The organism is Bacillus sp. RE35 (assembly GCF_052146655.1).
Taxonomy (GTDB): Bacteria; Bacillota; Bacilli; order Bacillales; family Bacillaceae_G; genus Bacillus_A; species Bacillus_A cereus.
In genome coordinates, this window is record NZ_CP197377.1 from 4,715,710 (window position 1) to 4,741,589 (window position 25,880).

Below are 25,880 nucleotides of genomic sequence, written 5' to 3' on the forward strand. Positions count from 1 at the left end.
TTCTTCTTTTTGATAAAAATACAGAATTTTCAATTTTATCAACATAAGAAAAAACGCAAAGAATTAAAAATTCTTCACGCTTTTCTTTAACGAAACTATATCGAAAGCATAACTCACATTAGTCTCCACTTTGTTGTTCTATCGTTTTCGAAACATCATATAATCCTGACAGCACTTCCGCTCTCATTTTTACAAGCTCAGGGAACTGATAGAAGAAAGCAATTTTCTTATATTTTAACTCTGTTCCTTCTTTCACTTTTTTTGAATCTTGTAAAATGAACGCTGTAAATGTATCTGCGATATCTTCCGTTACATTTGTTGTTCCATATAGCGATACAAAATCATCATGCTTTTCTTTATAAAATTCAATTTGTGCCTCTTCACTTTCTTCTACTTTCTTTTCTGTCCACTCTTGCTCAATTGGTTTCCAAAATTCATTATAAAATTGGTTAATATACGAACTTTTTCTCACACATCCATTTTTCACGAACACCGTTTTACATTTATTTCGATATGATGAAATGTCTTTCTCTTCATCAAACGCCTCTAAATACTTTCTATCCACTGGTACTTGTTTATGTCCAATCGTTAATACGTGAGCCGTTTCATGAATTAATGTTTTCATCACTTCATCTATATTCACCCCAGAATCAAGCACGTCTAAACTAAGCACCCAATCTCTCGGGTCATCTATACTTGGCATGACATGGGCAACAACGCCATCATAACCATCCGTTATTAGACCAAATCCTGTTATATTCTCACGATATTTCACTGGGACGAGAGTGCGATACATGTCCCATAAGGTTTCATGATACTCTCTATCTTGTCGCTGACTTAACAAATCATCTTTTGCTACTTCGTCATCTGCAAAAACTTTATTCAATCTCTTACGATCCAATTTCTCAAAATAAGGATCTACAATTTCATCACCATCGATATAATAAGAAGCTAAAAAGAAATAATTGTCATCCTTTTCTTTTTTCTGTTCCGCCTCTTTCATATTCACACTTTCATACTCTTCTATGTCATAATCTTCTACTTTTTCAAGTTCTGAAAGTCCCTCTATCTTTTTATATACTTTTTGTAATGTTTTATCTCCTATTTGCGTACACTCTTCTTCTGTTTTACAAATTTCTTTTTCTTTCGTAACCTCGATAGCACTATCGCATCCTGCAACTAAACTGCTTGCTATAATACAACACACTAACTTGCCATACAGTTTCTTCATACAATCCCCCATTATTCCATTCTACAAAATATCATAATCATTTTTTTGCGAATATGCGATAATTAATTATAAAAACTCCAAGGAGGCTTCTCATGATTCGTGCAATCTTATTCGACTTAGATGGAACACTATTAGATCGGCGCCAATCTTTAGAACAATTTATTTATGAGCAATATAATCGCTTCTCCTCACATTTGATGAGTATAGAGAAATCAGAGTATTGTTCTCGATTTCTTGAACTCGATAATAATGGCTATACGTGGAAGGATAAAGTATATGCTACTCTCCTTTCCGAATACAACATTACTACTTTAACGCAAGAGCAACTACTACACGACTATATTACAAACTTCCAACATCATTGTATTCCTTTCAAAAACACGCATGAACTACTTCAACAGTTAAAACAGCGAAACATTAAAATTGGTATTATCACAAACGGTTTTACTGAATTTCAGATGAGCAACCTTCGAGCACTACATATACATACGTATACAAACACCATTCTCGTTTCAGAAGCTGAAGGAATTAAAAAACCTCATCCTGAAATTTTCGAACGTGCTTTGCAAAGACTAGATGTGAAAGCAGAAGAATGTCTTTATATTGGAGATCATCCAGAAAACGATGTGCTTGGTTCTGAACAAGTAGGGATTCTTGGTGTTTGGAAAAAAGATTCGTTTTGGGGTGATTTTAAGCATTCACGTATCGTAGATGATTTGTTGGAGGTGCTTTCGTTTTTAGAGGTGGAGGTGGAGATAAAAATACAATAATAGTAATTAAATTATATCAACAATTTTCACAATATATTGATTTACCGACAAAAAATAATAAGAGGAGGCAGTTGTTCAAAAACGCCTCCTCTTATTATTCATATACTGTAAACTGCGGTTTACTCGGATGATCTTTTACTAGCGCATCATCTGGAAACTTTGAAACTTTTTGATATACGGCAATGTCGCCGATACACCCTGCTGTTAGTAGAATTCCTAAAAATGAGAGTGGCTCCAGATTCATAGCTAATCCCAATACAATTGGCAAAATTCCAGTTGGTAAAAACGGAAGCATTAACACTTTCTTCATTTGCTTTACTGTAACCGCCTGTTTAGAATGAGCATATGCAACACCTAATTTCCAATTAACGCCCCATTTTAGTTCACTCCACGGAACACCTCCGATATAGCGAAAGCCAATTAAATGTATCGCTTCATGAATACAAACGAGAACAATCATTGCGATAATAAAAAGAAACATCGTTAATAATGTAACTTCGACTTGAACCCCACCTGAAAGAAATATATGCAAATAACCAATTCCAAACGACAAAGCAATTATTATAAAAAATAAAGAAAAGTTTAATTTAACCATCGAAACAGTAACAGTCGTTTCGTTTCTTTTATCCATCTTCCCCCTCCTAAAATGTAAATATATCTTTACAAAATTGTATAATATCCCCAAAACAATGTAAAGATATGTTTACATTTATTCTTACATACAAAAAAAGAAACCGGCTACTTTACTTCGTAAAACAGCCGATTTCTTCTATATGTTTCATCGTACGCGCTAATACGTCATCGCGCATTATAAAGCTAAATTTTCTATTCGTTTTAATGTTGTCAGGAATGTCTTTTAATAAAACAGACCCTTTCGTTTCTTCGTAATGCGTATGTTCTTCTACCGCACTAATTGTTGCAAAATAAATGTTTTTAATGATTATTTTGTCTTTTCCAGATACTTTGTATTGTCCTAAGTAAGTTAAATCAGAAACTATGCCGCCGGTTTCTTCATGAACCTCTCGAACTGCCGCTTCTTCCGGTGTTTCCCCTAGTTCTACTTTACCACCTGGAAATTCAAGACCGCGACGTAAATGATGCGTTAATAACCATTGATCCCCGTACCGGCATACAACCCAAACATGCTTTGGCTCAGGAGAAAATGGATAACGTTCAAACGATAATTGTACAGTGTTGTGGTAATAATCTTTAAATTTGTACATGCCATTACTCCCCTATTGATGGTTACAAGTTTTTCCTACCACAAATTGTAGCATATTCTCGCTTTTCTGCATAATATTATCCAATTACAATCCATTGATTATTCCCATTTGTGCGACTAATTCTTTCGTCTCATGATTTCCTAAATCGTAAATCATTTTATATGCTTTTTGCAGTTGTTCATCATATCGGTCATTATTTGAATCGTGATGATACTCAACAAATGGAACGTGGGAGCGTACAAATGACCCTAAATCTTCTACATATGCTTGATCAAAGTGCTCTCTTAATTCCGTAATTTCCTCATCATTTGCGGAAATCTCAAAATTATACGTATCCGCCGTCTTCACTTGTGAAATTTGACCGTTTCCTATTGATATATAATATGTTTTTTTCGTCTCCATGTAACACCCTTCTTTCATCCTTTTATTTTCTATTGTTTTCATCAATTACAAAATTATGTAAAATAAAGAAAAGGAGGGATTTTATGTTCAAAATATTAATTATCGGTATTATCATCGTCCTAATCATCCTCGTACTCTCCGTCATGACAATTAATAAAGGCTATGCTTATAAACATTCCGTCGATAAACTAGAAGACAATCCTTATACAAAAAAGAATAAGGAGAATTCCTAATATGCTTCGTATACTTCGCATCATAGTAGCACTCACTGTGATCGTTATGTCGGCAATTGGATTATATACAGGTCAAAATAATTCTTTACCTCTTTCACAATTTCTATTAGGGGCTTTAATGTTTCTCATCGCATTTGAACAAATAAAGAAAAGGGAATCAGCAACTGGACTTATTTGTATTATTGCCGGTGCTTTCATTTGGATTGTTCTCATTATTACCTACATAAAATAGAGGAGGTCTTTTATGCTAAAATGGGGACGGATTACTTTATCACTTATTGCCTTATCTATAGCAATCTATGGATTTTTTACTGGTAATAGAGAAATAATCCCTTATATGTTCATCTTTTTAGGAGGTATGGCCCTCACCACAAGTTTAGAGAAAATATTAAAACAGCAAACAGGAGGTAGTGTGCTCGCTCTACTAGCAGGAGCCGCTGCTTTATTTATTGGTTTCACAGAAATATTCTAGTAAATGGTCTAAAGGGGGCTATACGATGCTAACTCTAACTATATTACGGATTTTTTTAGCATTTTTCATGCTTCTCTTACTCACTCTAAGCACTTATGTCCATTTTACCGATAATTTTTCACTTCTCCCATACGTACAATTTATTCTCAGTTGTTCCTTTATTCTTCTAGGAATTAATGAGTATCCCGTATTTTTTCGTTTCTAGTCTCATATTCTTCTTTTTAATATCAAACTCTTTCGCTACATGTAGAATAAAATTTCGATCAATTTAGCATTTATAATTATTTTCTCTCAGTAACTATTTCTTTCTACTTAAGGGGGATTCCATGTTAAAAAACATTCAAATTATAATCGCCACTATCGCTCTTTCTCTCGCCCTATTTAGCTTCTTTGCAAACTTCACTATTCTTTTACCTTACGTGTTTATCCTTTTAAGTATTATGTTTATCCTTTTTGGAATTGATGAAATGAAGAAACGGGAAAAAGCAAAAGCATTTGTTTATTTTCTCGGTTCTGCCTTTGTTTTATATGTTGGAGTATCTAATATATTTTCATAAAAAAGAAGAGTATGTTCGCTCTTAGTACAATAAAAAAACTGCCCTTTCACAGGCAGTTTTCCTTTTTATCCAAACACTTTCTCAAGTTCATCTTTATCTTGGCTTAACCAGAAGTTCATTAAGCGTTGTGCTCCTTCTAAGTCGTGAAGCTTCGCTTGACCACATTGCGTTTCATTTGCAGCTGGAATTTCTGTAATTTGAACCGCATCTTTTAATGTTAGTTCTAATAAATCAATGATTTCTCGTACTGTCGGTGTTCCGCTTACTACAAGATAATATCCTGTTTGGCAGCCCATCGGTGAAATATCGATAATATCAAAATGCGGATAACGATCAATATATTTACGTAAATTAAATGCTAATAAATGCTCTAACGTATGAATAACATCTGGTTTCATTGCTTGTTTATTCGGTTGGCAGAAACGAATATCAAATTTATTTACAATACCGTCACTACCTACATTGTGAACTCCGCAATGTCTTACATAAGGTGCCTTTACAATCGTATGATCTAATTCAAAGCTTTCTACTGATGGCATACAACATCTCTCCCGCTTTTAATTTAATTCCGTTATATCCAATATGATATAACGGAAATGCACATTAGTAAAGTATTATGTACAGTCGTGCTATAATACTTTAAGAATATGCTGAAAAGGAGACCGTTATGAAACAGATTTTTATTGGGATTATACGCTTTTATCAAAAATTCATTTCTCCGATGACACCACCAACATGCCGTTTTTATCCGACTTGTTCTCATTACGGATTAGAGGCGTTTCAAAAACATGGTGCACTCAAAGGTTTTTGGCTTACTTGTAAGCGTATATTAAAATGTCACCCTTTCCACCCGGGAGGATTTGATCCTGTCCCAGATAAAAAGGATGACAAAGTAAATTCTTAATTGTCGTAACCATTCACAACTAAATCTAATTTTCCTGTTTCAGGATCGATAACAAGACCGTGAACAGGTACTTCTTCTGGAAGTAACGGATGGTTGCGAAGTATCGATACGCTATGTTCTACACTTTCTTCTACACTAGAGAACCCTTGTAGGAATCTTTCTAAATCGATTCCAGAATAACGGAGTGTATCTAATTTCTCATTTGTTATACCGCGCTCTTTCATCTTCTCAATTGTACTGCTTGCCTGAATTTTTGCCATACCGCAATCGTGGTGACCAACTACACAAACTTCATCAGCACCAAGTTCATATACAGCAACTAAAATACTACGCATAATACTTCCGAATGGATGTGAGATAACAGCTCCTGCTACCTTAATAATTTTCACATCACCGTTACGCATATTCATCGCTTTCGGTAATAGTTCAACAAGTCGTGTATCCATACAAGAAATAATTACCATCTTTTTGTTTGGAAATTTCCCCGCTACAAACTCTTCATATTTTTTCTCTTCAACAAATTTCTCATTGTACTGCAAAATCTCTTCTAATGACTTCATAGTAAGGAACCCTCTTTTCTCTCATTTACACTACATAAATAGTGTACCAAAATATGAAAAACTCAAAAAGGATATCGCTTTATAGTAAAAATAAGATATTTTCAGATAATCGACATAATTCTTTCAAAATATACACACAGCTTTGTAACAAGTTTCACATACTTTAAACGTATTTTCACTATAAACTGATTGTAGATAATGTAAAAAAGGAGTGAATATTTATTATGTCCGACGTTCTGTTACTGAGTCGTTTTCAATTTGCAATTACTATTTTTTATCACTTTTTATTTGTACCTTTGACAATCGGACTTGTTATTTTGGTGGCATGTATGGAAACTCAATACGCCCGCACATTGAATCCAACATACCGCAAAATGGCAAATTTCTGGGGTAAATTATTTACAATTAACTTCGTAATGGGGATTATAACCGGGATTACAATGGAATTCCAATTTGGAACAAACTGGTCTGAGTACTCCAAATATATGGGAGACATTTTCGGATCACCTCTCGCAATCGAAGCACTTGTTGCCTTCTTCTTAGAATCTACTTTCATGGGAATATGGTTATTCGGTAAAGACAAAATTTCACCAAAGTTCCGTGCCTTCTGCATGTGGATGGTTGCACTTGGAACAAATATTTCCGCCCTTTGGATTATTACAGCAAACGGCTTTATGCAAAACCCTGTTGGCTACGTAGTACGTAACGGCCGCGCTGAATTAAATGATTTCTGGGCACTCGTTACGAATCCATACGCTTGGAATATGTTCTTCCATACTGTAGTTGGTTGTTATATTGTTGGTGCTTTCTTCGTTATGGCAATTAGTGCCTATCACTTATTACGTAAAAATGAAGTTGAATTCTTCAAAAAATCATTTAAGTTCGGCTTAATGTTAGGCTTATTCGCCGCAACAATTACACCGTTTATGGGACATCAATCTGGTGTATCAGCAGCTAAATATCAACCCGCAAAAGGAGCTGCGATGGAAGCAGTTTGGGAAACTGGAAAAGGACAAGGCTTCTCAATTGTTCAAATTCCTGATGTAAAAAATGAGAAGAACTTTGAATTCCTTACGATTCCAAAACTCGGAAGCTTCTTCTACACAAATTCATTTGATGGCGAAATTGTTGGTTTAAAAGATATTCCGAAAGATGAACGTCCAAATGTTAACCTCGTGTATTATAGCTTCCGCTTAATGGTTGCACTCGGTATGTTCTTTATGGCATTAACTTGGTATGGCTTCTATTTGAACCGAAAAGGAAAACTAGAAAACTCAAAACGTTATTTAAAAATTACAATATGGTCTGTCTTACTTCCTTATATTGCGATTAACGCAGGATGGATTGTCGCTGAAGTAGGTCGCCAACCATGGACAGTATATAAACTAATGCGTACAGCAGAATCTGTATCGCCTATATCTGTCCCGCAAATTTGGTTCTCATTAATTAGTTTAATTTTATTCTACACTTTACTTTTAATCGCAGACGTATACTTAATGCTGAAGTTCGCGAAAAAAGGACCTGCCGCATTAGAAGAACCTGCTACTGAGGGAGGTGTGGCTCATGTCTCATGATATGCTTGCAATCATCTGGTTCGGTTTATGGGGCGTGATTTGGACAGTTTACTTCATTCTTGACGGGTATGCACTTGGTAACGGAATGATTTTTCCCTTCGTTACGAAAGACCGACAAGAACGAAATCAATTACAAGAAGCAATTGGCCCGTTCTGGGGCGGTAATGAAGTATGGTTAATTACAGCTGGTGGCGCAACATTTGCTGCCTTCCCAGTCACATATGCTAATATGTTTAGTTATTTATATACACCGTTATTCTTAGTATTACTTGCACTATTTGCTCGTGCCGCTGGACTGGAATTCATGCATAAAGATGATTCACCAATTTGGCAAAAAACTTGTAAATGGGCATTTGCAATTGGCAGTTTCTTAATCGCCTTTTTATTCGGTGTTACATTTGCTAACTTGTATTACGGACTACAAATCGGAAAAAATGGCTATGAAGGAAATTTACTTAGCTTACTAAACCATTACGGTATATTAGGTGGTCTTTTCTTCACTGCTATATTTGTCGTATCCGGTGCCCTTTGGGTCATGATTAAAACGACTGGTGAAGTATCTGATCGTGCTTATAAAATCGCAAGACCGTTTTCAATGGCAGCTGCTATCATTTTAGCTATTTTCTATGTAGCGACTGCTAATCGAACAAACTTATTCCAAAACTTTACGGAATATCCGGTACTATTCATTCTTCCAGTACTTGCAATGCTAATGAGTGTACTCGCACTAATTATGGTGTACAAACATAAAATTGGCCTTGCATTCACATTCGTTTGCCTAACAATCGCAATGTTTATGACAACTGGCTTTGCAGGTATGTTCCCAAGAATGTTACCATCTCGTATTAACGATGCATACAGTACAACGTTATACAACGCAGCTGGTAGTCAATTAAACTTAAAAATTATGTTCTTCGTTGCAATGATCATGGTACCAATCGTTATTGGATATCAGCTTTGGAGCTACAGTATATTTAAAAATAAAATTCATAAAGACTCTGCTAAAGGGTATCACTAAGGTAAAAAAAGACACTTCATTTGAAGTGTCTTTTTTATACGTATGATTTTCGATAAGATGTTATATTTCTAATCTAACAACTATACTACAGAAGAATCATTAACAGCTCACAGCTAGATTGTATCATAGGGCAACTTCATCATTTTATGCAATTTTACATACTGTACTATAAAGTAAACTGTATCCCCTGATCATTCGCATCATTATCCCATACATCAGCTGTACTAATCCCGCTAAACGTTTGTACTTTCATTCCTGTATTTGATGATCCCGATCCATTATAAGCCTTCGTCTTTTCAATCGGCTGTACGTTATATTTGTCACCTACATTAATTGTTCCATTGCAGTTTTCAATAATAACACCTTCCACAACTGCCGGCATTTTGTCACCCACTTTCATTTCTTTACTTTTATTTTATGAAAATCGCCTAGAAAAATAGCATGTTTCAATAAGAAAAAGCACTCAATTTGAGTGCTTTTTCTTTAAGCATAAAGACAAGTTTGGAGACAGTTGACTTCTTCAAAATTTTATTAGGGGTAATATTTTGAAAAAGAAAGCCTTTCATATGTAGGGTAACACCACTGGAATATATAGTAAATTGATAATATTTATACGGAAGATTGCTAATGTTTAGTATAGATAGTTTACACTATGTTAACAGTGTAAACTATCTATACTAATAAAAAAAGGTGCCTTCAAAAAAGACACCTTTCAAAAACAGACACTATAAAACAGAATTATTTATTGTTATACGATTGTTAGATACAAAAAGTAGAGGGAAATGTTTGTATGAAATTCTGCTTTATAAAGTCTGTCTACAACTTATATTGTAATCCTCTTCATTTGAAAAAAAATATAATATGCACAATTGCATACAAAAAGAAAAAGCACTCTACTGAGTGCCTTTTCAACCATTTTACTTTTAATATATCGCTTTGAATATATTGTAACATACGTATCTATATATTTTATTGAGAAAATTCAAAATCCTTTTTCTTTCATTTTCACTTATAAAATCATGTAATATAAAAGGTATGTCAAATTCTTATACAAGTTGAGGTGTACTATATTTATGATGTATTTCGGAATTATTCCTCTTATATTATTTATTATTTTTCTTATCTCATATTTAAAAGATCCGCGAAAAATAATAAACGGCTTTTTATTTAATGCCTTTATCTGTTTTTTCCTTCTTTTTTGTGTGATTGTATCATTGAACTCAGATAGTGATGTCCTACGCTACATTATATTTTTACCTTTTTTAGCACTTCTCATTATGCTTCCTTTCGGTATTGTTGCTTTAATGTTTGGGCTATTTCTTAATGCTAGAATTTTAATGAAGCGAGAAGGACGACGGTTCACTAACTGTTTAACACTCCTTGCTGCTTTAGGGATGTTATTCTTTATGTTACTCCCTATTATAAATCCAGCAAGTTTGGTTTCATCGCATTTAGAGCCTATTTTTGCAGCTATTTCTCTTATAAGCATATATTTCTTTATACACTTATCTAACTTCTTAAGTGCATATTTTTTATACCAATTCAACAGACCAAGACGTAATCAAGATTTCATCATCGTTCTTGGTAGCGGCTTAATTAATGATAAAGTACCACCTTTACTTGCAAGCCGCATTAATAAAGCGATTGACTTCTATTGGAAACAAGCCGCTGTTAATACACCACCAACAATTATTTTTTCTGGTGGACAAGGTCCAGATGAAGGTCTTCCAGAAGCGGAAGCGATGCAAAGTTACGCTGTTGAAAAAGGAATTCCTCTTGAACATACAGTCCAGGAAAATCGCTCTGTAAACACATATCAAAATATGCTGTTCTCTAAAGAAATTATGGATTCTTTAAAACCAGAAGGTAAATATAAAAGTATTTTTACAACGAATAATTTCCACCTTTTCCGTGCTGGTATATATGCAAGACAAGCCGGTCTTAATAGCCAAGGAATCGGATCAAAAACTGCATTTTATTACTGGCCTAACGCAATGATCCGTGAATATGTTGCGATTGTCGTAATGGGACGCAAGCGCCATATGAAAATATGTGGAACTATTTTAGGTTTCGCTTTATTCGTATCAGTACTTAGTTTTATATTTTCTTAATAGCATCCCATCCTTTGAAAGGATGGGATTTCTTATACTGATTTCAAAAATATTTTAAAGATAATATGGTGATAATATTCCCTGCATACATCCATTAAAGGAGAATTTTTTCAAATTAAATGTTAAAATAAAATTTAGGTGTGAATTACGTAACAAATAAGAAACTAGTTTGAAACGAGGAAATTACATGGAGAAAATTATCAAAAACAAGCCCAATAAGCTAAGAATTGCTTCAAAAGCTTTGATGATTATTATTGGGGCATTTATCACAGCGTACGGATTAGAAGCAGTATTAATTCCAAATAACGTATCAGACGGTGGTGTAACTGGTTTAAGTATCGTTAGTTCAAGATTATTTGGATTGCCATTAGGAGCTCTAATCGCAGTTATTAACATTCCTTTCGTTTGGTTAGGGTATAAGCAAATCGGTAAAAGCTTTGCGATTTATTCTATTATCGGAATTGCTTCATTAGCAGTAGGTACCGTTGTCATGCACGGAATACCAGCTATTATTGAAGGCGATACATTATTAGTTACAGTTGTTGGTGGTATTATCATCGGTTTTGGTATGGGACTAGCATTACGTAACGGTGGGGCATTAGATGGAATCGATATGCTTGCTGTATTGCTTTCTCGTAAGTTACCATTTGGAACGAGTGACCTTATTTTATTCTTAAACATGTTCGTATTTATTTTCGTATCAACGGTATTCGGCCTGCAAGGAGCTATCCTTTCGGCAATTGCTTACTTTATCGCTTCGAAAGTGATTCATATCGTTGAAGTTGGTTTAAGTGGTTCAAAAGCATTTAAAATTATTACAAAAGAGCCTGAATTAATGGTAGAAACAATTCGCGATCGTTTAGGCCGAAGTGCAACATATAACGAAGTATACGGTGGTTATTCAAGAGAGAAGTTTAAAGAAATTTCATGTGTAATTAACCGTTTAGAAGAAAGTAAAATGAAAGAACTTATTAATGAAATCGATCCACACGCCTTTATTACAGTTTATGACGTAGCAGAAGTAAAAGGCGGTAACTTTAAGAAACGTGATATTCATTAATCGTTATGAAAAAGAGGGTGTGCCAAAATTTTGGCACACCCTCTTTTTATTATTAAGTTGCTATCGTTGTCAGTTTTTGTCGGTAAGTCGATATATTTCAATAATCGCTGATATATTTTTACTTCCTCCCTTATGCCTAAATCGTACCACATGAGAGGAATTAATTCCCATAACAAAAAAAGACCAAAAAGCAAATTCCACTTTTCGGTCTCTACACTATCTTCTCTTCGTAATTTTTCCTGAACCACCGACCCTCGTTTTCGGAGGAGATGTATTCCTTGGCGGCGTTTTAATAGATGATTTTGGCTTCACATCTGATCCGCTTGAACCGCCTGGTGTTTTTGTAATCTTACCCTTGCTTCCAGTAGAAGGTGGGGGCGTCGTATTACTTCCTTTTTCAGTAATACTTCCCTTATCACCTACTGATGGTTTCGAATCTACATTATCGCCTCGCTTAATGATAGACCCTTTCCCTTCCTTCGTAATTGGAGGTGGGGTTTTCTTTTCTTCTTTTGTAGGTGGTCTCTCTGGAATAACTGGTTTATGATTTTGTCTATCGTTATATCCTCGATAATCACCGTATGATGATTTTCGTGAACCGAATATATCGTTTAATATGCTACCCATAATATATCCTTGCAAGAAGGACGGTTGGTAATTTTGACGGACAAATTCTTTATTACTTATTTCAATTAACGTATCAGATGGTTTCTCTTTATCCTTTTGCAGGTTATAAATCTTATCAGAATAAACGAGGAACATTTGATTTTCGTCTTCTTTAGATGCTTGCTGCGGTTCTCTTTCATTAATGAGTTCCTTTGCGACTTCAGGAACTGACCGATTGGCGGCCCTATACACGTAAGATTCTTGTTTACCTTCCTTGGCAACAGATTCAAGTGGATAACGGTCTTGAATCGACTTTGTCTGCCCGCCTTGACAACCTGATAAGGCATAACCAGCAACAACAAGTAATATAACGATAGCAAGTATAGGGATCACAAACGATTTAATCATGGTAAACAATCGGTTTGACATGATTACGCCCCCTTACGTTGCTCTTATAATTTGTACATCAGCAGGAATGATTGCTTCTCCCTCATACATCATTGTGCGACCATTTTGCCATTCAATACGCAATAATTTTCGATTATCTGATTGGAATTCCCATATATACTGTTCTTCTGAAGCTGAGAATGGAGTTTTTCCCATCACAACAACACGTCCGTTATATTGTTCTTCCATATGGTACTCGATATCATCCATTTCAATTGTCGTCGGAATTTCATCAATTGAATCTAAGCGACCATCAATTGGAGTATATAATTTGTAATACGTATTTTCTCGGTCTTCAATTTTTAAATAACGAATATCTTTTCCATCTTGCAATGTCAAAACAATTTCCTTACGCGAATGCATACTCGTTTTCCCAATTAATTCATACATAACTAATGAAACTTCAATCATATCGCCAGGAGCTAACGTTAAAAGACTCTTTTCCGGCTTCGGTGGCTCTGGGCTTTTCATTATATTTTTAATTCGTTTAAATAAACTCATGATCTACCCCTCCTTTTCTCTTTATAAACAAGCACCTAAAATTAGTGCACCAACAATATGTAATGATCCGGCTAACATCGCATGTGCAACGCTACCTTCTTTCGTACCTTCTTCTAAATCAAGACCAGACATTTTCTTTAATACGAATTCGATAAACATTTCTACCACTAATAAAATAACGAAAGAAACTGCTGATGCAAGAAGTGCTTGCCATAAATCATTTGCTTTCGTTATCGATTGAGATAAAATGTACCCTTGTGCAAATAATTTCATAATAAAACGAGTTGTTACAGCTGTATTTCCATTTTTGATTTCTTTTAAATCATTGTATTTTGTAAAAATTGAATCAACCCACATAATTGCAAATAAAAGTACTGCACTCGCTCCAGTCCATACAAGCATGGCAACTACATTCATCCATGTCATTGCAAAACCTCCTCTAAAATATAATAGAAAACCGACATGAATATATTTAGACATGTCGGTTCATTTGTCTTTATTCTATATTATTTCTCATACTGCTTCATAATACGAGCTAATTCATCGTCAACAGCAGAATTTTTGCTTAAGCTTGCGAATTCATCATCTAATGACTTTTCTTTCTTATAAACTTCACCGCTTGCTTCCGCTTCAGCCTCTAATTGAAGAGCTTTCTCTTCCATACGGCTTAAACCAGCTTTTGCTGAGTTTGAATCAAATCCAGACATCGCCTGATTAATATTCTTTTGTGCTTTCGCCGCATTTACACGCGCTACAAGTGTTTCACGTTTATTTTTCAGCTCATTTAATTGCTTACGCATTTCTTCTAGCTTTAGGCGCAGGTTATCAGCAGCAGCTTTATTTTGCTCGTAGCTTGCTTTATACTCATTCATTTTTCGCTCTGCATTTTGTTTTTCTTCTAATGCACGACGCGCAAGATCTAAGTTATTAGCTTGAACAGCCGTATGAGCCTGCTCTTCACGTTTTTTCACAAGTGCTTCTTGCTCTTCAAATAATATTTTGAATTTCTTCTCAAGTGCGATTTGAGCTGCTACACTTTTCTCAGCCTCTTGTACATCGGCTTGCATATCGCGTAAATATTGATCAGTCATCTTAACTGGATCTTCCGCTTTTTCAATTAACGAATACACATTTGACATTGTTAAATCTCTTAATCGTTTAAATACAGACATCTAAATTCCTCCTATGATATACCTCATACTTCAAATTCACTACTTGGAAAACTGAAAAATCTCCCTTTACAGTAAAGAATATTCATTTTACAGCCTATGTGTTTATTATAACAAAACTAATATGTCCTTACATGTTATTTCCAAAATACATCCATTATAATATGACATTCTATATACAATATTGTATTTCTAATATATTCTCATTATCCCTCTTTGGAATTAACTTACTTTTGTGCAATTTCACTAAATTACATAAGTGTAATGTTACTGTAAGCTAACTCGATAGTTGCATTCCGATATTTCTTATACACTAATACCAGAAGCAACAAACAAGCTTCTTCACATGTAAGCACTAATACAAAAATTGTATTTACTATAAAACATATAAAAGGAGAAATCATCATGAAAAAATTAGTAGGAATCGGATTAGCAGCAGCAATTTCACTTGGAGCATTATCAGGTTGTTCTTTATTAGGAGAGAAAGCGAACGGCTTTGTACTGTACGGATCAGAAGAACAAGTTCAACAAATTACAGATAAAAACAAAAAAGAAGTGAAAGAAAAAGACTTCTATAAAATGAAAATGACAACATTAGATGGTAAAAAAGTTCTTGTAATGGATAAGAAAACTGGTGAAGAACTAGTGAAAAAAGAGTTACTTAGCAAAGTTGATGAAAAAGACAACACGAAACCACTTGATAAATTACCAGCTGTAACAACAGAACAAGGTGTATTATTTGCAAAAGAAAAAGTAGAAAATGCTGCACTTGATGGGGCAAAATTAAAATATGAAGGCAACACAATTATCGGAAGTGGTCGTGCATATACAGATATGTATGCGATTGTCGATGACGCAACTTACAGCAATGTAAAAGGTGATGAAAAATCTGTAGGTGTATTAAAATTTGATAAAGACCCAAGTAAAGAATTCCCTGGTTACAAAGGCGTAGAAGCTTCTCAACTTGTAAAAATTAAAAAGTAAAACAAAAAAGCTTTGCGAAATTCGCAAAGCTTTTTTCTATTTATTATGAGCAATTTGCTCCATATCCGGGCTACAAGTTTGCGACTGACATGACTTATTTAAAGAACATGCCGCGCATTTTCCTTTTTTACTTCTCTTTACAAAATTAACTAACGTATATGCTGCATAACCAAAAATGATAGCTCCAATTATAATATTGACCATCATCACAATACATCTCCTTCTAGAATCCGAGTAAGGATCCAACTTGGTATATAATGAGCGTTAATACATAAGCAACTACGAGTGGATAAACGACTGAGAAAATCGTCCACTTCGCTGATCCTGTTTCACGTTTAATAACAGCTACCGTCGCTAAACACGGAACATATAATAAAATAAAGAACATAAATGCATAAGCTGATAATGCTGTATAATGTGCTCCCATTACATTTCCAAGCACATCTTCTTTAACTGCATAAATAATTGCCATTGTAGAAACGACAACTTCCTTCGCTAAAAATCCTGTTAAAAGGGATGCTGCAGCTTGCCACGTTCCGAAGCCGAGCGGTGCAAATAATGGTGCGATAAATCCACCAATCATCGCTAAGTAGCTATCTCCCATATCAACGCCGAATCCTGATGGACCTGCATAGTTTAATAACCAAATAACAACCGAACCACCAAAGATGAATGTACCAGCTTTACGAACAAATCCCTTTCCTTTCTCCCACGTGCTTAGCCATAATGTTTTTGCTTGTGGCACACGGTAAGGCGGTAATTCAATTACGAAAATAGACTTTTCCGCTTTCAAAATTGTAAGAGACATAATTTTTGTAACTAATAACGCAAGAACAATCCCTGCAACATATAAAGAAAATACAACAGTCGCCTGACTATGCGGGAAAAATACGCCCGCAAATAATGCATATACAGGTAATCGTGCTGAACAAGACATAAATGGTGTTACTAAAATGGTAAGTAAACGTTCTTTTTCCTGTTCAATCGTTCTCGCAGCCATGATACCTGGAACGTTACATCCAAAACCGATAATCATCGGAATAAAAGCTTTTCCGTTTAAGCCGAAAAACTCCATAATTCTATCCATAACAACTGCAATTCGCGCCATATACCCTGAGTCTTCTAATAATGAAATAAAAAAGAATAGTGCAAAGATTTGTGGTACGAATACTAATACAGCACCAACACCGGCAATAATACCTTCTGTAACTAGTGCTTGAATAAAATCAGAAGCTCCAATACTTGTAAGTCCAGCCGTCACCCAATCCGTAAGCTGGCCACCAAAAAACTCATCTAACATATCCGATAAAGGTGTACCAATCCACGTAAACGTAACCTGAAAAATAAAAAACATAACTGCTAAAAAGATTGGAAGTCCTAAAATTTTATGTGTAATTAATCTATCAATTTTTTCTGAAAAAGGAATTTTTCCTTCTTTCTCATGCTTCATAACATTTGTTTTTAACTTTTCAATATACGCTTCACGAGTTTTGTAAATGTGCTCTTCTAACGTACAATCAAGTCTTCCTTCTAAGCGAGATCGAATGGCTATGAGTTCCTTATAAATTGGTAATGCTTTCATTTCTTTTTCTACTACTTCGTTATTGCTTAAAAATTGAAGTGCTAACCATCTCGGATGCTCGTAATTCGCTGTCTCTAAAAGAGCAATTACTTCTCCAATTCCTTCATCCATTTGTACACCATATGAAATAAGGAATGGCTTTTTCTCTTTTTTGTCATTTTCTTTAAGAGTCGTAAGCAGTTCTTCACAGCCTTTTCCACTTCTTGCAACAACAGGAACGACTGTTACACCTAATAGCTCTGATAATTGTTTTACATCAATGACAATTCCTCTTTGCTTCGCCACATCAACCATGTTTAAACCAATTGAGACTGGCTTACCAAATTCAAGTAACTGCAACGTTAAATGCATATTTCTTTCAAACTGCGAGGAATCTACGATATTTAACATATGATTAAATTCTTCTGTTAATAGAAAGTTTGTTACAACACCTTCATCACGTGAAACTGGATTTAAATCATACACACCTGGCAAATCAATTAATGTTCCTTGTCTATCTTTTAATTTACCAATCTTCTTTTCTACTGTTACACCGCTCCAGTTTCCTACGTATTCATAAGAACCAGTAAGTGCATTAAATAATGATGTCTTCCCTGTATTCGGATTCCCTAGCAAAGCTACCTTATTCACGCTAATTCCACCTTTATCATTTTCGCGTCACAATGACGAATACTAATTAACTGTCCACGACACTCCAATGTACAAGGACCTTTGAACATCGCTTTCTGTTTCAGGCGAAGTTCGCTTCCTTCAGCAAGACCGAAAGCAGCTAGTCTACGCTTTAATAGCTGATCTAAAGACTGAATACTTTTTACTAACACTTTCTCTCCAATTTTAATATCTACTAAGCTCATAACCTTCCCCCTCAGAAGAGAATGATAATTATTTTCAAAAAAATTATACCACACCCCATTTCTCTTGTACTATACCCTTTTGCTTCATATTTATTAACATTTCGCTACAATTCTATTTCAATTATTGTCATACTGTATTCGTTTGCCATTCTCATCCATTTCGCTTACAATAAACAATAACAAATAAAGAATTTCGTTATCACTGGGGGAGCCATGCCGCTGAGAGGGAACACTTCGTTCCGACCCTTCGAACCTGTTAGTTAATGCTAACGCAGGGATTGTGCAAACGTCCGAAATACATACCTCATTTTTATTTACGTATTTCGTATCCTCCTATGATATCTATTCTTTTTTGTACAACTTGGATTTAGGGGGAGACAACATGCGTAACACCAATTTACAAGCGATGATCGAATCTGCTATTCTTGCAGCCTTCGCCATGATTATCGATATTTTACCATTATCACTTAAACTTCCAACAGGCGGTTCTATCTCATTCGCTATGATTCCTATTTTTATTATTGCTTACCGCTGGGGCTTTAAATCAGCTTTCTTAGGCGGTTTAGTTTGGGGACTATTACAAATTGTCGTGGGAGATGCTTATATTTTAACACCTGTTCAAGCATTCATTGAGTACTTCATTGCCTTTGCTTTTATCGGATTTGCTGGCTTATTCTATCGTCCAATTCAAAAAGCACTTTTAACATCCAATGAAAATAGCTTAGAACAATCAAATTTAGGTAACCGTAAAGACAAACCTTCATCAAAACAAAATCAGGGTAAGAAAGTCCTTGCTTATATTATCCTTGCTACATTTATCGGTAGCTTTGCTCGCTATTTCTGCCACTTTATTGCCGGCATTATTTTCTGGGGACAATATGCGCCGAAAGGTCAATCAGCTGTGTTATATTCATTAATCGTAAATGGAAGTACAATGCTTGGTTCTTTTATTTTATGTACCGTTTTACTTATATTTTTATTTATCACTTCACCACGCTTATTCAAGAGCATCAGTGCTTATCAAATGAATACACAAAAAAAGGGCGCTTAATGAGCGCTCTTTTTTCATATCGTAATATCAATTAAAAATACAATAAATGCGCAAAAGAAAATAAATACCATTATACTTAGCCAATTGCTATGCACGGTTCATCGACTCCTTACATAACCTCATATTCTAAACAAATTATACTGATTAAAAATAAAGATTAGGTAAAGATAATATGAAAATAAATTAAAAAAGCATAGATCATATTGTCTACGCTTTTTTCGGTAAATAGAAATAAAATAATACACCATCTTCTGTATTTTCTGCCCCATATTCAGCATCATGTAGTTCTAAAATATTCTTTGAAATAGCAAGCCCAAGCCCCGTCCCACCTTGTGAACGCTGACGAGCTGTATCCACGCGATAAAAACGATCCCAAATTTTATCTAATTGCTCTTCTTCAATATGAGTACCTTTATTTTCAATGCACACTTTTATACGATTCTTCTCATCTATTGTAGAAATAATAATATCCTCTTTATTTGGTGTATATCGTATAGCATTCGTAATGAAGTTCACGATGACTTGTTCAATCCGGCCTTGATTTGCAATCACTTCAAATGAACTTATATTTTTATGAATATGAAGTTCTTTTTTCTCTATTTCCACAGATAGATGTTCACATATACCTTCAATTACTGTATCAATATAAAACGAATCCTTTTTCATTTTATATGTACCAGATTCAAATTTAGCTAACTCAAGCATATCCAAAATTAACGTATCCATTTTGTCTACTTCTCTCTCCATCGCCTGAAAATAATAATCCTTTTTATGCTCAGCTACCCCGTCTTTTAAAATAGAAATACAGCTTTTCATAATACTTAGCGGTGTTTTTAATTCATGTGAAACACCAGAAATGAATTCTTTTCGCGTCTTTTCTAACTTTCTTTCCTTTTCAATATCTTCTTCTAACTGCCCAATATGCGAATGGAGTTTATTTGATAGCACATTAATATTTTTCGATAAATCTCCAATTTCATCTTTTGAAGTAATCGGTATTTTTTCTGTAAAATCTAATTGTGCTATTTTCTTCGTCGTATCATTTATTTTTAATAATGGTTTTGCAATTTGTTTTGAATAATAAAACGAAGCTAAAAAAATAAGAACGACTACAAATGCAATGATATAGATGTAATAATCTTGCACCATTTGTACAGCTTCATCTACGGGCTGTAAAGAAGCCATCGCATAAATATATGTTACTGATCCGTCTTTTTCTTTTATTGGTTTCATTAATAATTTATATTTTATATCATTCTTTTCGTAGTCCATTGTCTTTGTTGAATACTCTATTTGATTACTCTCTTTTAGTAACACATCCGTTTGAAATTCTTTTATACTATCCAAAAATAAAGTGTTTTTATAAATTGGATTTACGGGACCTTTTACATCTGGAAACTGTACTTTCGTAACACGCCCTCCTATGTAAACATCTGGTTCTGGGGCAGCTTGCTCCTGAACGGCTGGCCTCTTCTCCTTAACAACTTGTTCCCCGGTTGCTTTCTTTTTCTCCTCATATAATTTCCTCATTTTCTCATTAAATGCTTTTTCTAGCGGTTTATTAGATCCGCTTAAATTCTGTTTAGATAAAGAAAAAGAGAATGGAATAAAACTATCTTCTTTTCTCACTCCAGAAAAATAAATTTCTTGCCCTAAAAAATGCTCTGATAATTTATTATCAATCTCCTCTATATTGACGAGATTACCTAAGGGAATTTTGAATATTTGTTGTCCAAAGCTCTTTTGTTGCCTACGATCTATCGTTACTTCAAAATAAAAATCATCTGCATGTTTTAAATTCCCGTTCTTATCTAATGTCGTAATCCACGTATTATTTTCTCTTAAAAAGTCTTGCTCTAGTTTCTGAATTTCTTCTGCATTTCCTGCATGATTTAAATAGTTCTTCCCAAAGGAATTTAAATTCACTTTAATATCTTCCACTTTTCGATTCGCATAATATTGTTTAAAAAATATCGTTTGTCCAATAAATATCGTCGCTAAAATCAACATGCACAATGCTGTTGTAAGAGTAAATAATTTTAGTACAATTCCATTCCTCATACATTGCCCTCAAATTTATAACCTGTGCGTACTACAGTTGTAATGTACTTTGCTTTCTCTCCTAATTTATTTCTTAAATTACGAATATGACTATTAACCGTTCGATCATCACCAGCAAATTCATATCCCCAAATTCTTGAAATGAGTTGCTCTCGCGTTAAAACGATTCCTTGATTTTTCATGAAATACACCAATATTTCAAACTCCGTATGCGTTAAACTAACATCTGCCTCATCAACAGTAACAGTACGCGACGGAAAATGGACATGGATGCCATGAATCGATAACGTATCATCTTCGTTCTCTAAAGGTTTCTTCGATGCTTTTCTACTTTCTAATAATCGTTTCGCTCTTGCTAATAAAATTGGCGGACTATACGGCTTCGTCACATAGTCATCTGCTCCAAGTTCAAAACCAAGTAACGTATCGTCTTCATCTACGCGCGCCGTCAGCATAATAATAGGCACCTCCGACGTCTTTCGAATTCTTCGGCAAACAGACCATCCATCGAGTTCTGGCAACATAATATCTAAAATAACTAAATCAACCTCTTCTTCTTCAAATACAACTAAAGCCTCTTTCCCGTCCCTCGCTTCAAACACTACATATTGCTCACTTAAAAAATAATCTTTTAATATTTCACGTAATATGTCTTCATCTTCAACAATTAAAATGTTTTTTGACATAACTTATATCCCCCTCCCGCTTTCAGAAACTATAATTTCACTTCGAATAACTTCCAGTTAACTTCGCCTCGATAATATATCTATCTGGTGCATCCCCTATATAATTAAATGGGTAACAAGTTGTCAGTGTTAATATCGGTTCTTCTTTTTTTATAATAACAGTACGATCATCCGCATGAGTAATCCATGTCTTTTGAATTTCATATGTGTACGTTTTATTATCATACTCTAAAACAAGGGTATCCTTTTCTTTCAACTCTCCTAAATCTGTAAATACAGTATCTCGATGTCCACTTAGTACAGTATGTCCCCCTCCAGATGGAGTTGTCGTTAAATCACTAACGAACATACCCACTCCTTTTTTCAAAGTCGTATCATCCGCTCCCCAATATATAGAAAACTTCTTCTTTATTTTTGGTATGTTTAACATCGCTACCTTTTCTCCTTCTTTATGTTCTGTTTGAGAAGAAGGCACTTGAGAAGTTACAGGTGTTTCACGAGAAAGTTGAGTATCTTGTATATTTTTAAGACTCTTTATTTCTTCTGCAGTTAATTGCCCGGCAGAGCTTCTTCCTTTATACCATTCCACAGCATAATAGGATCCCATGAATAGCCCTATAGCCATCAATATGATACCGATATAATTGAGTAACTTCATTCTTCATTCCTCCATGCCAAAAATGGTAGGAGTAACCTACCATTTTTAATATATGAAATTATCCCATTCTTTATAGGAAAATATTTTATTTACGCTTTAATCTTATTGCGACGATTCAAACCAAATAATGTACCTACCGCTACAAGACATGCACTTAATCCCATCATTGCTACATTATTTGATGCTGTATTTGGTAATTTTTCACCTTGTATAACTGGCTTTGCTACTTCTTTTTTAGCTACTTCATTCTTTTGCTCGGCTTTTATCGCTGCTTCTTTTTTGGCCATATCGTTTTTTAACTGTTCTTGCGCTATTCTCTTTTTCTCTTCTTCACTTTTTTTCTCAGCTTTTATTGCTTCCTCTTTTTTAGCCATATCACTTTTTTCTTGTACTTGCGCTGCTTGCTTTTTCTCCTCATCACTCTTTTGCTGTATCTTAATTGCTTCTTCCTTTTTAGCCTTATCTTGTTGTACTTGCGCTTCTTCCTTTGTTACTGTTCCAGTATCTGCACTCGCTACTGAAGAATATCCTACTGCTAAAAGTGCCATTGCACAAATTGGTAATAGTCTCTTTTTCATTTTCATTCTCTCCTTATATTTTATTCTCATCAACTCGCATCGGATGTATTGCTAGAATAAGCAAGAGATATAAATATAAGATGCAGATGAAATATATTTCATTTAAAGATTTCATTGTAGAAAAAGAAAAAAACATCGCAATATGTACGATGTTTTTTTCGGGTGTGTGTCTCAATTATTTACATGTTACTTTCGCGTGATTTGGAAGTAGAACGGGCTGGAGCGATAACTAATTGTCTCGGCTCAGTTTTCTTGAAGTGATTTTTGACGTTACACTTACGACGTTGAACAACCCACGCTTTAATAGGGTTTGTTAAAATAATCTTTTGCTCTTCGTTAGGGGCCTCTTCTTCAAACCTACAACTCTCGCTCCATTTATTCCATTTCATTGTAAATTTAGAAGAAGAATGATCATCTTCACGATCAAACAAGTGCAAAAAATCCATTTTTCCATCTAGCATTACGGTGTTACTAGTCGCTAAAAAAGAAAAGGTCGTCCAACGTTTCTCCATGCCCTCCTACTCCTTTTTCACATATAGAGTGCCTAAAACTTAATTTACCTAAAATATGCTTGCCTTTTACCTTACACCCATAGTTTATCCAAAATGCTATTATGCAACTATCGATTTGCCTTACAACTACCTTACATTTTTGTAAGAAACAAAAAAACCTTCACTCTATATAATGAAGGTTTCTTACTTTTTATCTATATGATCTCTCATATCATCAAGTCCAGCTTCTTTTAGCTGCGACATCATACCGTGCGAAATTGCTCCTAACACTAAAGTCATTCCAATTAATGAAATACGAATCGCAGGTACATCAATTACGTAAGCCAACAGGCCAAGAACAATTGTTAAAAGTAATGCTTTTATAAATGTTACACTTGTGTACTGTTTCTTCTTCATCATATTCACCCTTTATGGAAGCGTTTTCTTAATATACTTAGTATATCATATCATCAGATGATTTTGTCGTTATCTTTGTAAAAAATTACTATCTCCTTTGACTTTTTCTATTCTATCCTTTACAGTCGAAATGTTCATAAGTTTTACACTGTAGGAGGATTACAATGAATATTGAAATAAAAGACACTTTAATTTCTGAAGAACAATTACAAGAAAAAGTAAAAGAACTAGCACTTCAAATCGAACGTGATTTTGAGGGAGAAGAAATCGTAGTAATCGCTGTATTAAAAGGATCTTTCGTATTCGCTGCTGATTTAATTCGTCACATTAAAAACGATGTAACAATTGACTTTATTTCTGCATCTAGCTACGGAAATCAAACAGAAACAACAGGAAAAGTGAAACTACTAAAAGATATCGACGTAAACATTACTGGGAAAAACGTAATTGTTGTAGAAGATATTATCGATTCTGGTTTAACACTTCATTTCCTAAAAGACCACTTCTTTATGCATAAACCAAAGGCACTCAAGTTCTGTACATTACTTGATAAGCCAGAACGTCGTAAAGTAGACTTAACAGCTGAATATGTTGGCTTCCAAATTCCAGACGAATTTATCGTTGGCTACGGTATCGACTGTGCAGAAAAATATCGTAACTTACCATTTATCGCTTCAGTTGTAACGGAATAATATAATAAAATAAACTTTCATCAATTACTGGTGGAAGTTTATTTTCTATCACAATTCGTAAAAGACAAAGGGAGAGAAAAAAATGACAAAGACAAAATTTGAAAAAGTACTCCTCATCGTAAATCCGAAAGCTGGACAAGGTGACTTACATACAAATTTAACGAAAATCGTACCACCTCTTGCCGCAGCTTTTCCTGACTTACATATCCTTCATACGAAAAAGCAAGGTGATGCAACAAAATATTGCCAAGAGTTTGCTAGTAAAGTAGATTTAATTATCGTCTTTGGTGGTGACGGCACTGTATTTGAATGCACAAATGGCTTAGCACCTCTTGAAACTAGACCTACACTTGCAATCATTCCAGGCGGAACTTGCAACGACTTCTCTCGCACACTTGGCGTTCCGCAAAACATTGCAGAAGCGGCAAAACTTATTACAAAAGAACATATAAAACCAGTTGACGTTGCAAAAGCAAATGGACAACATTTCTTAAACTTCTGGGGGATTGGTCTCGTATCTGAAGTATCAAACAATATCGATGCAGATGAAAAAGCAAAGCTTGGTAAAATCGGTTACTATTTAAGCACAATTCGAACTGTAAAAAATGCTGAAACATTCCCAGTAAAAATTACTTATGACGGACAAGTATATGAAGACGAAGCTGTCCTTGTCATGGTTGGAAATGGTGAATATCTTGGTGGTATTCCATCCTTTATTCCGAACGTAAAATGTGATGACGGAACACTTGATATTTTCGTAGTCAAATCAACAGGTATTCAAGCATTTAAAGATTACATCGGAAAGAAACTATTCGAGGATTCAAATGAAAATGACATCTTCCACGTAAAAGCAAAATCCATTCATATTGAAACGAAAGAAGAAAAAGAAGTAGATACAGATGGAGAAAGTTCGCTTCATACACCTTGTCACATTGAATTATTACCAGGACACTTTACGATGATTTATAATCCTGCGGTTGTGTAAAGA

34 protein-coding genes and 1 riboswitch are annotated in these 25,880 nt (G+C 34.6%); of the genes, 14 read left to right on the top strand and 20 right to left on the bottom strand.

Features of this window, described 5'->3' with window-relative positions; genetic code table 11:
* Positions 1–118 precede the first annotated feature (118 nt).
* On the bottom strand, positions 119–1,231 hold the full coding sequence (locus ACTL4X_RS24135; RefSeq protein WP_071740510.1) for a hypothetical protein: 1,113 nt from the start codon (positions 1,229–1,231) through the stop codon (positions 119–121).
* Between the two features lie 92 nt (positions 1,232–1,323).
* Here ACTL4X_RS24135 and ACTL4X_RS24140 point away from each other — a divergent pair, with 92 nt between their 5' ends.
* Positions 1,324–2,001: an HAD family hydrolase gene (locus ACTL4X_RS24140; RefSeq protein ID WP_065212183.1), complete on the top strand. Its 678-nt coding sequence runs from the start codon at positions 1,324–1,326 to the stop codon at positions 1,999–2,001.
* A gap of 94 nt (positions 2,002–2,095) precedes the next feature.
* Here the strand turns inward: ACTL4X_RS24140 and ACTL4X_RS24145 are convergent, their stop codons facing one another.
* From ACTL4X_RS24145 to ACTL4X_RS24155, 3 genes are all read right to left on the bottom strand, one after another.
* Complete coding sequence (locus ACTL4X_RS24145; RefSeq protein WP_086692049.1) at positions 2,096–2,632, bottom strand: DUF3267 domain-containing protein; 537 nt, start codon at positions 2,630–2,632, stop codon at positions 2,096–2,098.
* 112 nt (positions 2,633–2,744) lie between these two features.
* Positions 2,745–3,224, bottom strand: coding sequence for an antimutator 8-oxo-(dGTP/GTP)ase (mutTA, locus tag ACTL4X_RS24150; protein WP_000276385.1), 480 nt, complete (start codon positions 3,222–3,224; stop codon positions 2,745–2,747).
* Positions 3,225–3,308: 84 nt separating this feature from the next.
* Positions 3,309–3,626 carry a hypothetical protein gene (locus ACTL4X_RS24155; RefSeq protein ID WP_000448409.1) on the bottom strand — a complete coding sequence of 106 codons (318 nt, stop codon included), beginning with the start codon at positions 3,624–3,626 and terminating at the stop codon, positions 3,309–3,311.
* 83 nt (positions 3,627–3,709) lie between these two features.
* Here ACTL4X_RS24155 and ytzI point away from each other — a divergent pair, with 83 nt between their 5' ends.
* From ytzI to ACTL4X_RS24175, 4 genes are all read left to right on the top strand, one after another.
* Positions 3,710–3,859: a YtzI protein gene (ytzI, locus tag ACTL4X_RS24160; protein WP_000472794.1), complete on the top strand. Its 150-nt coding sequence runs from the start codon at positions 3,710–3,712 to the stop codon at positions 3,857–3,859.
* Position 3,860: 1 nt separating this feature from the next.
* Positions 3,861–4,091: a DUF3953 domain-containing protein gene (locus tag ACTL4X_RS24165; protein WP_000944458.1), complete on the top strand. Its 231-nt coding sequence runs from the start codon at positions 3,861–3,863 to the stop codon at positions 4,089–4,091.
* 12 nt (positions 4,092–4,103) lie between these two features.
* Positions 4,104–4,331, top strand: a complete 228-nt coding sequence (locus ACTL4X_RS24170; RefSeq protein WP_086692046.1) for a DUF3953 domain-containing protein — start codon at positions 4,104–4,106, stop codon at positions 4,329–4,331.
* Between the two features lie 326 nt (positions 4,332–4,657).
* A complete protein-coding gene (locus ACTL4X_RS24175) occupies positions 4,658–4,888 on the top strand; it encodes a YczI family protein (protein WP_000916668.1) in 231 nt (76 codons plus the stop codon).
* Positions 4,889–4,953: 65 nt separating this feature from the next.
* Here the strand turns inward: ACTL4X_RS24175 and luxS are convergent, their stop codons facing one another.
* A complete protein-coding gene (luxS, locus tag ACTL4X_RS24180) occupies positions 4,954–5,427 on the bottom strand; it encodes an S-ribosylhomocysteine lyase LuxS (RefSeq protein WP_001141371.1) in 474 nt (157 codons plus the stop codon).
* Positions 5,428–5,555: 128 nt separating this feature from the next.
* Between luxS and yidD the strand changes: the two genes are divergently transcribed.
* Positions 5,556–5,792: a membrane protein insertion efficiency factor YidD gene (gene yidD, locus ACTL4X_RS24185; RefSeq protein WP_000809334.1), complete on the top strand. Its 237-nt coding sequence runs from the start codon at positions 5,556–5,558 to the stop codon at positions 5,790–5,792.
* On the opposite strand, the gene ACTL4X_RS24190 is transcribed toward yidD, so the two are convergent.
* Positions 5,789–6,352, bottom strand: a complete 564-nt coding sequence (locus ACTL4X_RS24190; RefSeq protein ID WP_048656633.1) for a beta-class carbonic anhydrase — start codon at positions 6,350–6,352, stop codon at positions 5,789–5,791. The two genes, yidD and ACTL4X_RS24190, sit on opposite strands and share 4 nt — an antisense overlap.
* A 224-nt stretch (positions 6,353–6,576) precedes the next feature.
* Here ACTL4X_RS24190 and cydA point away from each other — a divergent pair, with 224 nt between their 5' ends.
* Positions 6,577–7,926, top strand: a complete 1,350-nt coding sequence (cydA, locus tag ACTL4X_RS24195; RefSeq protein WP_001286188.1) for a cytochrome ubiquinol oxidase subunit I — start codon at positions 6,577–6,579, stop codon at positions 7,924–7,926.
* Positions 7,916–8,944 (top strand): cytochrome d ubiquinol oxidase subunit II, encoded by a 1,029-nt coding sequence (gene cydB / locus ACTL4X_RS24200; RefSeq protein ID WP_000017661.1) that lies wholly within the window; start codon positions 7,916–7,918, stop codon positions 8,942–8,944. Before cydA ends, cydB begins: the two co-directional genes overlap by 11 nt.
* 166 nt (positions 8,945–9,110) lie before the next feature.
* Here the strand turns inward: cydB and ACTL4X_RS24205 are convergent, their stop codons facing one another.
* Positions 9,111–9,344: a spore germination protein gene (locus tag ACTL4X_RS24205; RefSeq protein ID WP_002001299.1), complete on the bottom strand. Its 234-nt coding sequence runs from the start codon at positions 9,342–9,344 to the stop codon at positions 9,111–9,113.
* Positions 9,345–10,017: 673 nt separating this feature from the next.
* On the opposite strand from ACTL4X_RS24205, the gene ACTL4X_RS24210 reads away from it, so the two are divergent.
* Together ACTL4X_RS24210 and ACTL4X_RS24215 are read left to right on the top strand one after the other, a co-directional pair.
* Positions 10,018–11,055, top strand: a complete 1,038-nt coding sequence (locus ACTL4X_RS24210) for a YdcF family protein (protein WP_000990094.1) — start codon at positions 10,018–10,020, stop codon at positions 11,053–11,055.
* Positions 11,056–11,242: 187 nt separating this feature from the next.
* Positions 11,243–12,115, top strand: a complete 873-nt coding sequence (locus ACTL4X_RS24215) for a YitT family protein (protein WP_000411246.1) — start codon at positions 11,243–11,245, stop codon at positions 12,113–12,115.
* Between the two features lie 216 nt (positions 12,116–12,331).
* Here the strand turns inward: ACTL4X_RS24215 and ACTL4X_RS24220 are convergent, their stop codons facing one another.
* The 4 genes from ACTL4X_RS24220 to ACTL4X_RS24235 all read right to left on the bottom strand — a co-directional run bounded on the left by ACTL4X_RS24220 (position 12,332) and on the right by ACTL4X_RS24235 (position 14,841).
* Positions 12,332–13,150, bottom strand: coding sequence for a DUF4247 domain-containing protein (locus tag ACTL4X_RS24220; protein ID WP_000071199.1), 819 nt, complete (start codon positions 13,148–13,150; stop codon positions 12,332–12,334).
* A gap of 12 nt (positions 13,151–13,162) precedes the next feature.
* Complete coding sequence (locus ACTL4X_RS24225) at positions 13,163–13,669, bottom strand: DUF4178 domain-containing protein (protein WP_000051743.1); 507 nt, start codon at positions 13,667–13,669, stop codon at positions 13,163–13,165.
* Positions 13,670–13,690: 21 nt separating this feature from the next.
* Entirely contained in the window at positions 13,691–14,095 is a 405-nt protein-coding gene (locus ACTL4X_RS24230; protein WP_000220087.1) for a DUF350 domain-containing protein, read from the bottom strand.
* Between the two features lie 80 nt (positions 14,096–14,175).
* Positions 14,176–14,841, bottom strand: a complete 666-nt coding sequence (locus ACTL4X_RS24235) for a PspA/IM30 family protein (protein ID WP_086692043.1) — start codon at positions 14,839–14,841, stop codon at positions 14,176–14,178.
* A 402-nt stretch (positions 14,842–15,243) separates the two neighbouring features.
* Between ACTL4X_RS24235 and ACTL4X_RS24240 the strand changes: the two genes are divergently transcribed.
* Positions 15,244–15,822, top strand: coding sequence for a lipoprotein BA_5634 family protein (locus ACTL4X_RS24240; RefSeq protein WP_000737501.1), 579 nt, complete (start codon positions 15,244–15,246; stop codon positions 15,820–15,822).
* Positions 15,823–15,858: 36 nt separating this feature from the next.
* Here the strand turns inward: ACTL4X_RS24240 and ACTL4X_RS24245 are convergent, their stop codons facing one another.
* The 3 genes from ACTL4X_RS24245 to ACTL4X_RS24255 are packed head-to-tail and all read right to left on the bottom strand — an operon-like array spanning position 15,859 to position 18,258.
* On the bottom strand, positions 15,859–16,029 hold the full coding sequence (locus tag ACTL4X_RS24245) for a FeoB-associated Cys-rich membrane protein (RefSeq protein WP_000989598.1): 171 nt from the start codon (positions 16,027–16,029) through the stop codon (positions 15,859–15,861).
* Between the two features lie 16 nt (positions 16,030–16,045).
* Positions 16,046–18,034, bottom strand: coding sequence for a ferrous iron transport protein B (gene feoB, locus ACTL4X_RS24250; protein WP_001044799.1), 1,989 nt, complete (start codon positions 18,032–18,034; stop codon positions 16,046–16,048).
* The gene (locus ACTL4X_RS24255; RefSeq protein WP_000060512.1) at positions 18,031–18,258 is read right to left on the bottom strand and encodes a FeoA family protein; all 228 of its coding nucleotides are present in this window, start codon (positions 18,256–18,258) and stop codon (positions 18,031–18,033) included. Before ACTL4X_RS24255 ends, feoB begins: the two co-directional genes overlap by 4 nt.
* A 194-nt stretch (positions 18,259–18,452) precedes the next feature.
* Positions 18,453–18,554: riboswitch (TPP riboswitch) on the top strand.
* Positions 18,555–18,640: 86 nt separating this feature from the next.
* Here ACTL4X_RS24255 and thiT point away from each other — a divergent pair.
* Complete coding sequence (thiT, locus tag ACTL4X_RS24260) at positions 18,641–19,309, top strand: energy-coupled thiamine transporter ThiT (protein WP_001246588.1); 669 nt, start codon at positions 18,641–18,643, stop codon at positions 19,307–19,309.
* A gap of 207 nt (positions 19,310–19,516) precedes the next feature.
* On the opposite strand, the gene ACTL4X_RS24265 is transcribed toward thiT, so the two are convergent.
* The 6 genes from ACTL4X_RS24265 to ACTL4X_RS24290 form a co-directional block, all read right to left on the bottom strand.
* Complete coding sequence (locus ACTL4X_RS24265; RefSeq protein WP_086692040.1) at positions 19,517–21,370, bottom strand: sensor histidine kinase; 1,854 nt, start codon at positions 21,368–21,370, stop codon at positions 19,517–19,519.
* A complete protein-coding gene (locus ACTL4X_RS24270; RefSeq protein WP_000041848.1) occupies positions 21,367–22,056 on the bottom strand; it encodes a response regulator transcription factor in 690 nt (229 codons plus the stop codon). The genes ACTL4X_RS24265 and ACTL4X_RS24270 overlap by 4 nt, the downstream gene beginning before the upstream one ends.
* Before the next feature lie 37 nt (positions 22,057–22,093).
* Positions 22,094–22,714, bottom strand: coding sequence for a class D sortase (locus tag ACTL4X_RS24275; protein WP_000771593.1), 621 nt, complete (start codon positions 22,712–22,714; stop codon positions 22,094–22,096).
* Between the two features lie 89 nt (positions 22,715–22,803).
* Positions 22,804–23,292 carry an LPXTG cell wall anchor domain-containing protein gene (locus ACTL4X_RS24280; protein WP_144560717.1) on the bottom strand — a complete coding sequence of 163 codons (489 nt, stop codon included), beginning with the start codon at positions 23,290–23,292 and terminating at the stop codon, positions 22,804–22,806.
* A gap of 179 nt (positions 23,293–23,471) precedes the next feature.
* Positions 23,472–23,804 carry a hypothetical protein gene (locus ACTL4X_RS24285; protein WP_000415613.1) on the bottom strand — a complete coding sequence of 111 codons (333 nt, stop codon included), beginning with the start codon at positions 23,802–23,804 and terminating at the stop codon, positions 23,472–23,474.
* 183 nt (positions 23,805–23,987) lie between these two features.
* Positions 23,988–24,203 carry a hypothetical protein gene (locus tag ACTL4X_RS24290; protein WP_002001286.1) on the bottom strand — a complete coding sequence of 72 codons (216 nt, stop codon included), beginning with the start codon at positions 24,201–24,203 and terminating at the stop codon, positions 23,988–23,990.
* A gap of 161 nt (positions 24,204–24,364) precedes the next feature.
* Between ACTL4X_RS24290 and hpt the strand changes: the two genes are divergently transcribed.
* Both hpt and ACTL4X_RS24300 read left to right on the top strand, forming a co-directional pair.
* Entirely contained in the window at positions 24,365–24,892 is a 528-nt protein-coding gene (gene hpt, locus ACTL4X_RS24295) for a hypoxanthine phosphoribosyltransferase (RefSeq protein WP_001019306.1), read from the top strand.
* 82 nt (positions 24,893–24,974) lie between these two features.
* The gene (locus tag ACTL4X_RS24300; RefSeq protein ID WP_000167897.1) at positions 24,975–25,877 is read left to right on the top strand and encodes a diacylglycerol/lipid kinase family protein; all 903 of its coding nucleotides are present in this window, start codon (positions 24,975–24,977) and stop codon (positions 25,875–25,877) included.
* Positions 25,878–25,880: the final 3 nt, after the last annotated feature.